Raw genomic sequence first — 12,533 nt, 5'->3', positions numbered from 1 at the left:
CCCTGTGAGGGGCGTCAGGCCGCGCAGGTGTCGTGGGTGGCGTCGAAGCCCTTGATCGCCTCGGTGTCGTCGGCGCGCAGCGGCTTGAGCCCCTTCCAGTCGTCGCCGATCACCAGCACCAGGTGGTTCGTCCGGGCGCCCGGGACCAGCCTCGGCGTGGCGGCCAGGAGGTCGTTGGTGAGGGTGGGCACCCGCGTCTCGGCGTTGGGGCCGTACAGCAGCGTGGTCTTCGGCTGGGGCTTCTTCGCCGAGTCGCCGATCTTGCTGATGTGGTAGCCGCGCTGTTCGAGGAAGGCGGCCACCTGCGTGCCGAGGCCGCCGCGGTAGGTGCCGTTGCGCAGCTCGATCTGGATCTTCGACCGCCCCACCTTGGCCTGTCCGCCCTTGACGCCCTGGACGCTCTGGTCCCTGGCCGCGATCTGGAACAGCCGGCCCGCCTGCGGCTGCACCCACTCGACGCGGCCCGGCTGGGTCAGCGAGTAGTGCCAGGGGGTGGTGATGAAGCGGATCTGCCCGGCGTTGAGGCCCTGGAGGCTGGTGGCGAGGTCCTTCATGACGCCGACCGACAGGTCGTCGTCGACGGTCACCGACTTGGTGCCGGCGTCGAGGAAGCCGAACAGTTTGGACGGGTCGGTGAGCGTTTCGCCGCTCATCACCTTCTTGAGCATGGAGGCGATGAACATCTGCTGCCGCTGGATGCGCCCGATGTCGGAGCCGTCGCCGAGGCTGTAGCGGGCGCGGACGTAACCGAGCGCCTGCTCGCCGTTGAGCGTCTGCCGCCCGGCGGGCAGGTGGAGCAGGGCCTTCTTGTCGTTCACCGGCGAGGGCAGGCAGACCTCGACGCCGCCCACGGCGTTGACCATGCTCTTGAAGCCGGTGAAGTCGACCTTCACGAAGTGGTCGATGTGGATGCGGGTGAGCGACTCGATCGTCTTCCAGGTGCAGGCGATGCCCCCGGAGTTGAACGACTCGTTGATCATGCCCAGGTGTGGCTGCTGGCCGGGCAGGCCGCCCGTGGCCCGGCAGGCGGGGAGCTGGACCAGCGAGTCGCGCGGGAAGCTGATCACCATGGCGTTGTCCCGCTTGGACGACACGTGCGCCAGCATGATCGTGTCGGTGCGCTCGCCCGCGATGCGGTGGCCGTACCTGGCGTTCTTGCCGTCGCGCTGGTCGGAGCCCACGATCAGGACGTTCATCGCCGAGGTGGCGACCTTGGGGGGCCGCGTCTCGCCGAGGTCCTCCTTGGTGACCGTCGAGCGCTTGAGGTTGCCGCTGAGTTTGGCGGTGACGCCGACGGCCACACCGCCGACCAGGAGGACGACGGCGACCGCGATCGCGATCACCCAGCGCAGCCAGCGCCGGCGGCGCCGCCTGGGGGCGCCGGGGTCGCTGGAGGGCGGAGCGTCGACAAGCCCGCTGCTCACGTGACTCCAGAGGGACGGGGGCCAAGGGGCCACCGCCCCGGGCCAAGAGCCTCGCCGTACAAGTCTCGGCCGTTGAACGAGCCCGAGTGTACTCAGTCCGGGACGGGTATGAGGAGGGACCGCGTTCCTTGACGGTCAAGCCTCGGGTCAGCGCTCGCGCGGGGTCACCAGGCCGGACTCGTAGGCGAAGACCACGAGCTGGGCGCGGTCGCGGGCGTGCAGCTTGGTCATCGCCCGGCTCACGTGCGTCTTGGCGGTGGTCGGGCTGATCACCATCTGGGCGGCGATCTCGTCGTTGGACATGCCGCGGGCGACCAGGGCGGTCACCTCGCGTTCGCGGTTGGTGAGCACGTCCAGGCCCTGGGGGTCGGGTTCGGGGCGGCGGGCGACGTACTCGCCGATCAGGCGGCGGGTGATGGCGGGGGAGAGCAGGGCGTCGCCGCGGGCGGCCACCCTGACGCCCTGGAGCAGGTCGGCGGGCTCGGTGTCCTTGACCAGGAAGCCGCTCGCGCCGGCGCGCAGGGCGTGGAAGACGTACTCGTCCAGGCCGTAGTTCGTCAGGATGACCACGTGGACCTCGGACAGGCGTGCGTCCGCGGCGATCCGCCTGGTGGCCTCGATGCCGTCCATGACGGGCATCTGCACGTCGACGAGCGCGACGTCCGGACGGTGTTCCAGGGCGAGGGCGACGGCCTGCTCCCCGTTGGCCGCCTCGGCGACGACCTCGATGTCGTCCTCGGCCTCCAGCAGGGCGCGGAAGCCGCCGCGGATGAGGGCCTGGTCGTCCACCAGCAGCACGCGGATCATCGGGCCTCCTGCAACGGCAGCTCGGCGCGTACGGTGAACCCGCCCTCGGGACGCGGCCCGGTGCACAGCCGTCCGCCGAGCGCCGTGACCCGCTCCCGCATGCCCAGCAGGCCCACGCCGGGGTCGCAGGGGGCGCCGTTCGCGCGGCCGTCGTCGTCCACCTGCACGGTTAGCTCCTCCTTGCCGTAGTCGACGCGTACCGAGGCGGTGGCGGGCCCGGCGTGCTTGGAGACGTTGGTCAGCGCCTCCTGGACGATCCTGTAGGCCGCGCGGTCGACCTCGGCGGGCAGGTCACGGCGGTCGCCGGTGACCGTCACCGTGGCCGGGACGCCGGTCGAGCGGGCCCGTTCGACCAGGTGGGTGAGCCGGTCGAGGCCGCTGGCCGGAGGGTCGCCGTCCGGCTCGCGCAGCACCTCCAGCGTGGCGCGCAGCTCGCGCATGGCCTCGCCGCTGGCCTCCTGGATGGCCAGCAGCGCCGCCGGCACCTCCTCGCCGCGCTTGCGCGCGAGGTGCACGGCCACGCCCGCCTGCACCTTGATGACCGAGATGGTGTGGGTGAGTGAGTCGTGCAGCTCCCTGGCGATGCGCAGCCGCTCCTCGCCCGCGCGGCGCAGCGCCGCCTCCTCGCGGGTCCGCTCGGCCTCGGCGGCCCGCCGCTCGACCTGCACGAGGTACGCCTGCCGGTGCCGGGTCACGGTCGCGGTCACCCCGGCCGCCAGGAACCAGCCGAGCAGCAGCGTCGTCTTCTGCACGATCTCCTGCGGGGGCTGCCCGGCGGCCGCGGCCAGGTTGACCGCCAGGGTGCCGCCCAGGAACACCGCGCCGGCGACCGCCGCGACCGCCCGGTGCCCGGCCCTGACCGTGGCGAACACCGTCACCATGACGGGGAAGGAGGCCGGCGGGCCGGGCTGCGCGTGCGCGGAGTAGACCAGCATGCACAGCGTGGTGACCAGCAGCGCCGGCACCGGCGCCCGCCGCCAGACGACGAGGGTGAGCGCTCCGGCGAGCACGGCGACGTAGTCCACCGGGCCCGCGCCCGGCGTGGTCACCGCGGTCGCCGTCAGCAGCACGGCCACCACCGCCGCGAGCGCCACGTCCATGGCGGCGGGACGCCATCGGTGCTGCAAGCTCATGCCAAGCACAGTAGATCGTGATGTGTCGATGTTCGTCCTCATTCGGGCGGAAATGGGCACTACTCCCGCCGTCGTACGCCGCCCGCACCTGCGCCCTGTGCCGTAGCCGCGGAAGTCATCCCGGGCGGGACGACTCCGCGCCTTCTCCCGGCCCACCATGGCGGGCATGAACACGACGCCGATGGCCGGAGGCCAGTTCCGCTACGTCACGCCCGTCCGGCCCCAGGACGCCACGGGCCGGGTGGCCCGGGTGTACGCGCGCCTGGCCGACGACTTCGGCATGGCCCGCATGGCGGTCTTCCTCACGCTGTCGCCCGCCCCCGCCGTGCTGGCCGGGACCTGGGCGCTGCTGCGGGAGTCGCTGCTGGCCGGGCCGGGGTCCAGGACCGGCAGGGAGGTGGTGGCGCTGGGGGTGTCGCTGGCCAACCGATGCCCGTTCTGCGTGGCAGCGCACACGACGCTGCTGCACGCCACCGGCGACCACAGGCTGGCCGAGACCGTCGCGGCCGGGGGCGTGCCGGAGGACCCCGGGCACGCCGCGCTGCTGCGGTGGGCCAAGGACCGGCGCGCGCCCGCGCCCTTCCCGGCCGACCAGGCGCCCGGGTACGTCGGGACCGCGCTGACCTTTCACTTCGTCAACCGGATCGCCTCGGCCCTGCTCACCGAGAACCTGCTGCCCGGCAACCTGCAGAAGTCGCGCCTGGTGCGCAGCGTGGGCGGCCGGGCGATGTCCCGCACGGTACGCCGCGAGCTGCCGCCCGGCGCGGGCCTGGACGTGCTGGACGGCCTGCCCGCGTCGGCCGGGCCCGCCTGGGCGGCCGGTTCGCCGGTCGGCACGGCGTACGCCACGCTCATGGCCGTCGCGGAGGCGGGCGGGGAGCTGCTGGGGGAGGCGGCGCGGACGGCCGTCACCGAGGCGGTCGCGGCCTGGGACGGCGAGCACCCGCCGATGGGCGGCGACCTGTCGGCGGGCCCGCTGACCGGCGTGCCCGCAGCGGAACGGCCGGGAGCCAGGCTCGCCCTGCTCACCGCCCTGGCGCCCTACCGGATCACCGACCCGGACGTCGCCGCCTGGCACGCGACCGCGCCGACGGCCGGATACGCGGCCGGATACACGGACGGCGACCTGGTGCGGCTCATCGCCTTCGGCGCCGCTACGGCGACCCGCCACCAGGAGGCCCGCCTCACGGGAGCCCACGCCGAGCCGGGCGGAGCGGCACTCGGGTAGGGCCTGGTCGGCTCGGGGCGGCGGGTTCGGGGTCGGGGCGGGGCGGGTCAGGTCTGGGGGCCGGTCGGCAGGCAGGCCGGGGGGCGGCCGGAGGTGGGCCAGACGTATTCGAGGTCGTCCGGTTCGTCGCCGAAGAGCGGGCGGTAGTGGCCGGGGTCCTTGCGCAGGAGGGCGGAGCGGTGGCTGAGGTGGAAGGCGTCGTCGCCGAGCCAGGGCGGCAGCTCGTCGGCCGCCGCCAGCTCGTGCTGGGTGCGGACGACGGGGGTGCCGCAGGCGCGGCCCAGCTCGACGGACATCGAGGCCGCGCAGGTGTCGGCCCGGCCGGTCGAGCACCAGCGGTCGCACACGTCGAGCCCGTAACGGACCAGGGCCTCCTCGTAGCCGGCCCACATCTTGACGGCGGGGTGGTGGCGCCAGCCGTAGCCGGGGACGATCAGGGCGCGCAACACCTGGAGGGCCTCCACCCGCTGCTTGCCCAGCCGCAGGGCATCCAGAACCCCGGCACTTGCCGTGAAATCCGGATATGGAAGAAAAGTCTGCATCAATACCCTCGCTGACCTGGTCTTTCGCGCCTGCCGTCCCGCGCGATCGTATAGACCACACGCCTTCCGGCGCGCACAATCGGCCCATGGGCTATGTCGGCGCGCGGACGCCTCGCAGGGAAGACGCCAGACTGCTGACCGGAAGGGGAAGGTACGTCGGCAACGTACGCCTGCCGGGCATGGCGTACGCGGTGGTGGTGCGCAGCCCCGTCGCCCACGGACGGCTCCTGGGCTGCGACGCCAAGGCGACCTGGACGGTCGAGGGGGTGCTCGACGTCGTCACCCCCGCCGACGCGGCCGGGGTCCTGCTGCCCTGCGTCACCCTCGCCCCCGGCCAGCCGCTCGCCTCCTACCGGGCGCTCGACGACACGATCAGGTACGCCGGCCAGCCGCTCGCCGTGGTCGTGGCCGAGACCCCGGCCGCCGCGCGCGACGCCGCCGACCTGCTGGACCTGGAGCTGGACCAGTTCCCTGCGGTCGTCGGCGCGGAACGCGCCCTGGAGGAGGACGCGCCGCTGCTCCACCCCGACTGGGGCACGAATTTGGTCACCGACTTCCCGATCGGCGACGCCGACTGCGCGGAGTTCGTCGAGTCGGCCGAGCACGTCGTCGAGATGACGTTCAGGATGGGCCGGATCTCGCCGCATCCCCTGGAGCCGCGCGGCGTCGTGGCCTCCTACGCCGACGACGAGCTGACCGTGCACATCTCCTCCCAGGCCCCCCACCACGTGCGCGAGCACCTGGCGGAGGCGTTCGGGCTCACCCACGACCGGGTGCGCGTGATCAGCCGGGACACCGGCGGCGGGTTCGGCGGCAAGGAGCACGTCTACCCCGACGAGGCGGCCGTCTGCCTGGCCGCGATGCGCCTGGGCCGTCCGGTGAGCTGGACCGAGTCGCCCGGCGACCGGCTGTCGGCGACGCTGCCCGCGCGGGCCGCCGTCCACCGGGCCAGGCTGGCGCTCGACGGCGAGGGCCGGTTCGTCGCCCTGCACGCCGACATCCTCGGCGACCTCGGCGCCCATCCGTCGAACGTCGGCATCTCGCCCTTCGCGGTCTCGGCCACGCTGTTGCCGGGGCCGTACCGGTTCGAGCGGGTCGGCGTACGCGTGCGCGGGGTCGTCACGAACACCACCCCGACCGGCTCCTACCGCGGTTTCGGGCAGCCCGAGTGCACCTGGACCAGGGAGCGCCTGATCGACGAGGCGGCCCGGCGGCTCGGCCTCGACCCGGTCGAGCTGCGGCTGCGTAACATGCTGGAGCCGGACGAGCTGCCGGTCACGAGCCGGGTGTACCAGACGTACGACTCCGGCGACTATCCGCTGGCCCTGCGCACCCTGCGCGACCTGGTCACCCCGGTGACCGATGTGGACGACGGGCGCCGGCGCGGCATCGGCTACTCCTGCCACGTCGAGACCACCGGCCTGGGCCCGTCGATGGAGATGAAGGCGACGGGCATCCAGGCGGGCGGCTACGAGACGGCGGTGCTGCGGATGGAGCAGGACGCGTCAGTGGTGGTGTCGTCCGGGGTGGTCTCGATCGGGCAGGGCATCGAGACCGCGCTGGCCCAGCTCGCGGCCGACCGGGTGGGGGTGCCGATCGAGCGGGTGCGGGTGGTGCTGGGGGACACCGCGGCGACGCCGTACTCGTCGGTCGGGTCGATCGCCAGCCGCTCGCTCGCGGTCGGCGGCGGGGCGCTCGTCCAGGCCGCCGCCCGGTTGCGTGACAAGCTGCTGGCCATCGCCGCTCACCGGCTGGAGGCGGCGCCCGGCGACCTGGAGATCGTCGACGGGTCCGTGCGGGTGAAGGGCGACCCGCGGGCGTCGGTGTCGTTCCGGGAGCTGGCCACGTCCGCCTGGCGGGCCTGGGACCTGCCGGAAGGCGTCACGCCGGGCCTGGAGGAGCGGGTCAGCTACGACCCGTCCGCCTACACCTTCGCCTACGGCGCGCACGCCGCCGCCGTCGCGGTGGACCCCGAGACCGGCGCGGTCGAGGTGGAGCGTTACTGGGTGGTCAACGACGCCGGGACGCTGGTCAACCCGTCCCTGGTCGAGGGCCAGATCCGGGGCGGGGTCGCGCAGAGCATCGGCATGGCGCTGACCGAGGAGATCGTCCACACCGAGGACGGGCAGCCGCTCGCCGAGTACCTGCTGCCGACCACCCGCGAGGTGCCCGACATCGAGGTCGTGCTGCTGGAGACCCCGTCGCCGCGCACCCCCGGCGGCATGAAGGGAGCAGGCGAGGCGGGCACGATCGGCCCGCCCGCCGCCATCGGCAACGCGGTCGCCGCCGCCATGCCCGAGCTGGCCGGACGCGTCACCGACGTGCCCCTCACCCCGCAGGTCGTGTGGAGGTGTCGACACCTCTGACCTGGGCACGAGGAGCCTGAAGGATCGGGGGACGAATCATGGAATATCGTGCACTTTTGGCCTCCATCGGCCGCATGACGGGCCTGGGGGCGGGCCCGGCCAGAGCGGCGGCGGAGGCCACGCTGACCACGCTGGCCCGTACGCTCGACGACGACGACCGCCGCGAGCTCATCGAGGCCCTGCCGCCCGAGCTGACCGACGACTTCCCCATGGACCATCCGCGCAACGACGGCACCGAGGAGGGCTTCGTCCGCCAGGCCGCGCTGCTCGGCCGCCGTCCGCCCGAACAGGCCAGGCTCAGGGCCCAGGCCGTGCTGGCCGCCGTCGCCGAGCAGGACCCCGAGCTGATCGCCCGGCTGCACATCCCGGAGCAGGTACGCCCCCTGTTCGAGCCGCCGGGCAGCGGCGGCGGCATCACCGGCCCCAAGGGGCACACCGCCACGCTCACCGACGACGAGATCGCCTCGGCGCTGGCCGGGCTGCCCCTGTGGACCGGCGACCGCTCGGCGCTGCGCCGCGAGATCTCCCTGCCGCGGGAGAACCTGCGGGCCGTCCGCCGCGCGCTCGACCACCTCAAGGTCACCTACGGCCGCCAGCCCCAGCTCCACGACACCGCCGACGGCCTGGCCATCGTGGTCAGGACCGTCTCCGTGGGCGCGGTCACGGCCCTCGACGTGGACCTGGCCAGGCGGGTGGACGACGTCATCGAGGAGGTGGGCGCCGGTATCGGCCGCCCCTAGCCGCGGGCCCCGCCGGTCGTTTCGCCGGTGAGGTCCTCCAGGTCCTTGCCCGCCTGTGACAGGGCCTGTTCCAGGGCCGCCTGCCCGGCGGTCCGGTGCCCCGACGGCGTCCCGCCCTCCTCGGCCGGGCGCCTGGCCGCGTCGAGGAGGGGCTTGGTGTCGGTCTTGGGGCTGCTCTCGTCAGGACTGCTCATGGCCCTGTCCGTACCCGCTGACCTGGGAAGACATGTCGGGCGCGAAGAAAGTCGGGATTTCTCGGAAAACGTTCGACCCGTTCGGCCCTTGCGTGCGTACAGGTTTGGACAGCCGCATGTCCGTCAACTCGGAGGCAGGTCTCGTGTTGAGTGAAACGAGCGTTCTTCGCCGCCCTTCCCAGGATGGAGAGGCCATGTCCAGGCTGCGGTCGGCCCGGCGGATCAGGAACCAGTACGTATGGCCGTTGCGCGCGGACGCCCGGACCGTCGGCCACGCCCGGTCGATCATCCGTACGGAGCTGTCCGGGCTCGACCTGCACGACGACGTCGTGGACGACGCCGTCCTCATGGTGAGCGAACTGGTCACCAACGCGTTCATGTACGGCGAGGGCCCGTACGAGCTGCTCCTCCACGTGGACGCCAAGGAGATCATGTGCGTCGTCGTGGACGCCGGCCCGCCCCTGCCCGCCCCGTCCGTCCCCGATCCGGCCGCCGAGCACGGAAGGGGGCTGCGCATCGTCGCCCGGCTCTCCGACGGCTTCTACGGCTGCCATCCCCAGCGCTATCTGACCCACCCCGATCTGGTCGGCAAGGCCACCTGGTTCGCGCTGCCACGCCGCGGCGGGCCCGGCAACGTCGTGCCGATCAGAGCGGGCACGTGACGGGTTCCAGTCTCCTTCAAGTCGGCTCGACCATACTGTCATCGATCAGGATGAAGCCGATGAGTGGGACAACGTGGAATTCCGAGTTCTGGGGCCGCTGGAGGTCCGCGACGCCGACGGGGCCGCGGTCGGCCTCGGCGGCCCCCGCCCGCGGGCCGTGCTGGCCCGGCTGCTGGTCGCGCAGGGGGCCGTGGTCCCCGCCGAGACGCTGATCGACGACCTGTACGCCGGCGCCGCCCCGCCCAGCGCCCTGCCCACCCTGCACTCCTACGTCTCCAACCTGCGCCGCGCGGTCGAGCCGGACCGCGGGCCGCGCGTCCGGCCGAGGACGCTGATCGCCCGCGCGCCCGGTTACCTGCTGGCCGCCGACCATGTGGACGCGCGCCGGTTCGCCGAGCTGGTGAACCGGGCGGAGTTCCGGTCGGCCGAGGAGGCGCTGGCCTGCCTGGACGAGGCGCTGGGATTGTGGCGCGGCTCGCCGTACGAGGAGTTCCAGGACGAGCCGTGGGCGCTCACCGAGGTGAGCCGCCTGCGCGAGCTGCGCCTGGTCGCGGTCGAGCGGCGGGCCCGCGCGCTGCTCGACCTGGGCCGCCCCCAGCCGCTGATCACCGAGCTGGAGGCCGAGACCGTCGCCAACCCGCTGCGCGAACGCCTGTGGAGCCTGCTCGCCCTGTCCCTCTATCGCACCGGGCGCCAGGCCGAGGCGCTGGCCGTGCTGCGCACGGCGGCCAGGCGGCTGTCCGACGAGCTCGGCCTCGACCCGGGGCCCGAGCTGCGCTCCCTGGAATCGGACATCCTGCGCCAGGTCGACTCGCTCGCGCCGGTGAACGAGACCCCGGCGCTGGTGGCCGCCGCGCCGCGCTCACCGAACACCCTGCACGGGCGTGAGGCCCAGCTCGCCGAGCTGATGGCGCTGGCCGAGCCGGCCGCGCCCGCCGGGCTCGCGGTCGCCGAGGTCAGCGGCGAGCCCGGGATCGGGAAGACCAGGCTGCTGGAGGCGTTCGGCGAGCGCTGCGAGCGGCTCGGCCGGCTCGTGCTCCGGGGACGCTGCCACGACGCCGAGGGCACCCCCGCGCTGTGGCCGTGGACGCAGGTGTTCGAGGCGCTGGAGCCGCACTGCCCGCCGCCGGACCGCGAGGCCCTGTCCGGCCTCCTCGACGTCCCGGCCGCCGTGGCGCCGGTGGCCGGAGGGCCGGCCGAGGCGTTGGTGTCGCGCCGGAACCAGGCCGTCGCCCGGTGGCTCGTCACGGCCTCGCGCGGCCAGCCGCTGGTGATCGTCCTGGACGACCTCCAGTGGGCCGACCCCGCCTCGCTCGACCTGCTCAGGCATCTGGTGATGCTGCTGCGGGGCGGCGCGGTCACGCTGGTCGCCGCCTTCCGCACCGGCACCGGTGACGTGCTCGGGCGGCTGGTCCGCTACGACCTGCTGCGGCTGCGCCTGACCGGCGTCGGCCCCGAGGCGGTCCGCGCCATCGCGGCCGACCTCGGCGTCGAGCTGGACGACGAGTCGTGCGCCAGGATGGCCGACTGCACCGGCGGCAACCCGTTCTTCCTGCGCGAGAGCATCAGGCTGATGGCCCAGGACCCGGACGTGGACCCGGACGCGTACGAGGTGCCCGCCGCGGTGACCGAGCTGGTCCGCCTGCGCCTGGACGCGCTCGCCGAGGTCACGGACGTGCTGGCGGTCGCGGCGCTGATCGGCAGGGAGTTCGACCCGGCCGTGGTGGCCCGGGTCGCGGGGGAGGAGGCGTACGGGCCGCTCGACCGGGCCGTGCGCGGCGGCCTGCTGGCGGCGCGTACGGGCGGCCGGCTGGCGTTCGTGCACGACCTGGTGCGCGAGGCGCTGGTCAGGGACCTGCCGCCGTTGCGCAAGGCCGCGCTGCACCGCGACCTCGCCGCCGCCCTGTCCGCCCGCCCGGCGACCGACGTCGCGGTGATCGCCCACCACGCGGTGCAGGCGGGGCCGGTGGCGTACGAGGAGGCGGTGCGGTGGGCGCGGGCCGCCGCCGAGCAGGCCGAGCTGCGCCTGGGGTACGCCGAGTCCGCGTCCTGGCTGGGACACGCGGTGACCGCGCACGACGCCTGCGGCGGCGATCCGGCCGAGCACGTGGAGCTGCTGCTGCGGCAGGTGGGCGCGCTGCTGGCGGCGGGCGAGCCGGCCAGGGCCCGCCGGGTCAGGGACGAGGCCGTGCGGGCGTCCGGTCGCATCGCGCAGGGCGGCTCGCAGGTGCGGGTCCGGGCGCTGACCTCGTTCGACACGCCGTCCATCTGGACGCTGCGCGACCCGTACGGCGCCGCCGACCCGCTGCTCGTCCGCCGCTTCGAGGACGCGCTGCGCGAGCTGCCCGAGGCGGACGGCCCCGACCGGGCGATGCTGCTGGCCGGGCTGGCCCAGGAGCTCTACGACGCCTCCGGCGACCCGCGGGCCGAGGGGCTGTCCGCGCAGGCCGTGGCCATGGCAAGGCGGCTGGGCGACCGGCGGCTGCTGATGCGCGCGCTCAACGCCAGGCACCTGTCGCTGCCCCGGCCCCTGCACGTGCACGAGCTGGTGGACCTCGCCGCCGAGCTGCACGAGCTGGCCGACGGCGAACCGGCGTACCAGCTCCTGGCCAGCATGATGGACACCCACAACCGGCTGGAACTGTTCGACGTCTCCGGCGCCGACCTGGCCGCGGCCCGCTGCGACGACCTGCTCGAACGCCTCCCGCTGCCCTGGCCGCGCTTCCAGCACACGCTGTGGCGGGCGGGCCGGCTGGTGCTCTGCGGCCACTTCGACGAGGCGGAGGACCTGTACGCCGACGCCGCCGACCAGGCGACCGGCCTCGGCATCTGGCACGCCGCCCGTGCCGTCACCGCCGGCCGCCTCGCCCTGGACTACCACCGGGGCACGATGGCCGCCGCGGGCCCGCTCATCGACGTCCTGCGCGGCGCGAACTACGCGCTCGACCAGGCCGCCGCCACCCTCCACCTGCACGCGCTCGGCCGCCTGGACGAGGCCCGCAAGCTGAACGGGCAGCCGCTGCTCGACCGGTCGCGCCCGTCCACCCTGTGCCTGCGGGCCGCCGCCGCGGTCGCGCTCGGCCGGGTGCACGAGTGCCGCGCGCTCTACGAGGCGCTGCTGCCCTTCAGCGGCCGGATCAGCGTCCTGTCCGCCTGCGCCTGGGTGGGCCCGGTGGACTGGCACCTCGCGCTGCTGGCCGAGGCGACCGGCCGGCACGAGAGCGCCGTCCGGCACCTGAGCGCGCTCGAACGGCTGGCCGCCCGCAACGGCCTGGCCTGGTGGCGCGAACGGGCGGCCGAGGCCCGGCGGCCCGGCCGCAAGCGCCTGCAACTGGCCACCAGCGGATGACAAGGGCCTCCTGGTCGACTGGTGCGCCGGTCGCCGGTGGATCGCCGGTCGATCGCCGTTGATCGCCAGTTGATCGCCAGGAGGGGAG

10 protein-coding genes are annotated in these 12,533 nt (G+C 74.1%); 5 read left to right on the top strand and 5 right to left on the bottom strand.

What is annotated here, in order from left to right; all coding sequences use genetic code 11:
* Positions 1 to 14 precede the first annotated feature (14 nt).
* The 3 genes from ACWCSU_RS17895 to ACWCSU_RS17885 all read right to left on the bottom strand — a co-directional run bounded on the left by ACWCSU_RS17895 (position 15) and on the right by ACWCSU_RS17885 (position 3,364).
* Positions 15 to 1,424, bottom strand: coding sequence for an LCP family protein (locus tag ACWCSU_RS17895; RefSeq protein ID WP_357702068.1), 1,410 nt, complete (start codon positions 1,422 to 1,424; stop codon positions 15 to 17).
* Positions 1,425 to 1,571: 147 nt separating this feature from the next.
* Positions 1,572 to 2,231, bottom strand: a complete 660-nt coding sequence (locus ACWCSU_RS17890) for a response regulator transcription factor (RefSeq protein ID WP_357702071.1) — start codon at positions 2,229 to 2,231, stop codon at positions 1,572 to 1,574.
* Positions 2,228 to 3,364 carry a sensor histidine kinase gene (locus ACWCSU_RS17885; RefSeq protein ID WP_449936094.1) on the bottom strand — a complete coding sequence of 379 codons (1,137 nt, stop codon included), beginning with the start codon at positions 3,362 to 3,364 and terminating at the stop codon, positions 2,228 to 2,230. Before ACWCSU_RS17885 ends, ACWCSU_RS17890 begins: the two co-directional genes overlap by 4 nt.
* 166 nt (positions 3,365 to 3,530) lie before the next feature.
* Between ACWCSU_RS17885 and ACWCSU_RS17880 the strand changes: the two genes are divergently transcribed.
* On the top strand, positions 3,531 to 4,592 hold the full coding sequence (locus ACWCSU_RS17880) for a carboxymuconolactone decarboxylase family protein (RefSeq protein WP_449936092.1): 1,062 nt from the start codon (positions 3,531 to 3,533) through the stop codon (positions 4,590 to 4,592).
* 47 nt (positions 4,593 to 4,639) lie between these two features.
* On the opposite strand, the gene ACWCSU_RS17875 is transcribed toward ACWCSU_RS17880, so the two are convergent.
* Positions 4,640 to 5,134, bottom strand: coding sequence for an MSMEG_6728 family protein (locus ACWCSU_RS17875; protein ID WP_449936091.1), 495 nt, complete (start codon positions 5,132 to 5,134; stop codon positions 4,640 to 4,642).
* 86 nt (positions 5,135 to 5,220) lie between these two features.
* Between ACWCSU_RS17875 and ACWCSU_RS17870 the strand changes: the two genes are divergently transcribed.
* The gene (locus ACWCSU_RS17870; protein ID WP_449936088.1) at positions 5,221 to 7,500 is read left to right on the top strand and encodes a xanthine dehydrogenase family protein molybdopterin-binding subunit; all 2,280 of its coding nucleotides are present in this window, start codon (positions 5,221 to 5,223) and stop codon (positions 7,498 to 7,500) included.
* A 38-nt stretch (positions 7,501 to 7,538) separates the two neighbouring features.
* Entirely contained in the window at positions 7,539 to 8,240 is a 702-nt protein-coding gene (locus ACWCSU_RS17865; RefSeq protein ID WP_397035833.1) for a DUF2267 domain-containing protein, read from the top strand.
* Here ACWCSU_RS17865 and ACWCSU_RS17860 read toward each other — a convergent pair.
* Complete coding sequence (locus tag ACWCSU_RS17860) at positions 8,237 to 8,434, bottom strand: hypothetical protein (RefSeq protein WP_449936087.1); 198 nt, start codon at positions 8,432 to 8,434, stop codon at positions 8,237 to 8,239. The genes ACWCSU_RS17865 and ACWCSU_RS17860 overlap by 4 nt on opposite strands.
* Positions 8,435 to 8,628: 194 nt before the next feature.
* Here ACWCSU_RS17860 and ACWCSU_RS17855 point away from each other — a divergent pair, with 194 nt between their 5' ends.
* Both ACWCSU_RS17855 and ACWCSU_RS17850 read left to right on the top strand, forming a co-directional pair.
* Positions 8,629 to 9,096 (top strand): ATP-binding protein, encoded by a 468-nt coding sequence (locus tag ACWCSU_RS17855; protein WP_364083837.1) that lies wholly within the window; start codon positions 8,629 to 8,631, stop codon positions 9,094 to 9,096.
* Between the two features lie 73 nt (positions 9,097 to 9,169).
* Positions 9,170 to 12,445 carry a BTAD domain-containing putative transcriptional regulator gene (locus ACWCSU_RS17850; protein ID WP_449936086.1) on the top strand — a complete coding sequence of 1,092 codons (3,276 nt, stop codon included), beginning with the start codon at positions 9,170 to 9,172 and terminating at the stop codon, positions 12,443 to 12,445.
* Positions 12,446 to 12,533 lie beyond the last annotated feature (88 nt).

The organism is Nonomuraea sp. NPDC001699 (assembly GCF_053596455.1).
This window is presented reverse-complemented; position numbering and strand designations above follow the sequence as displayed.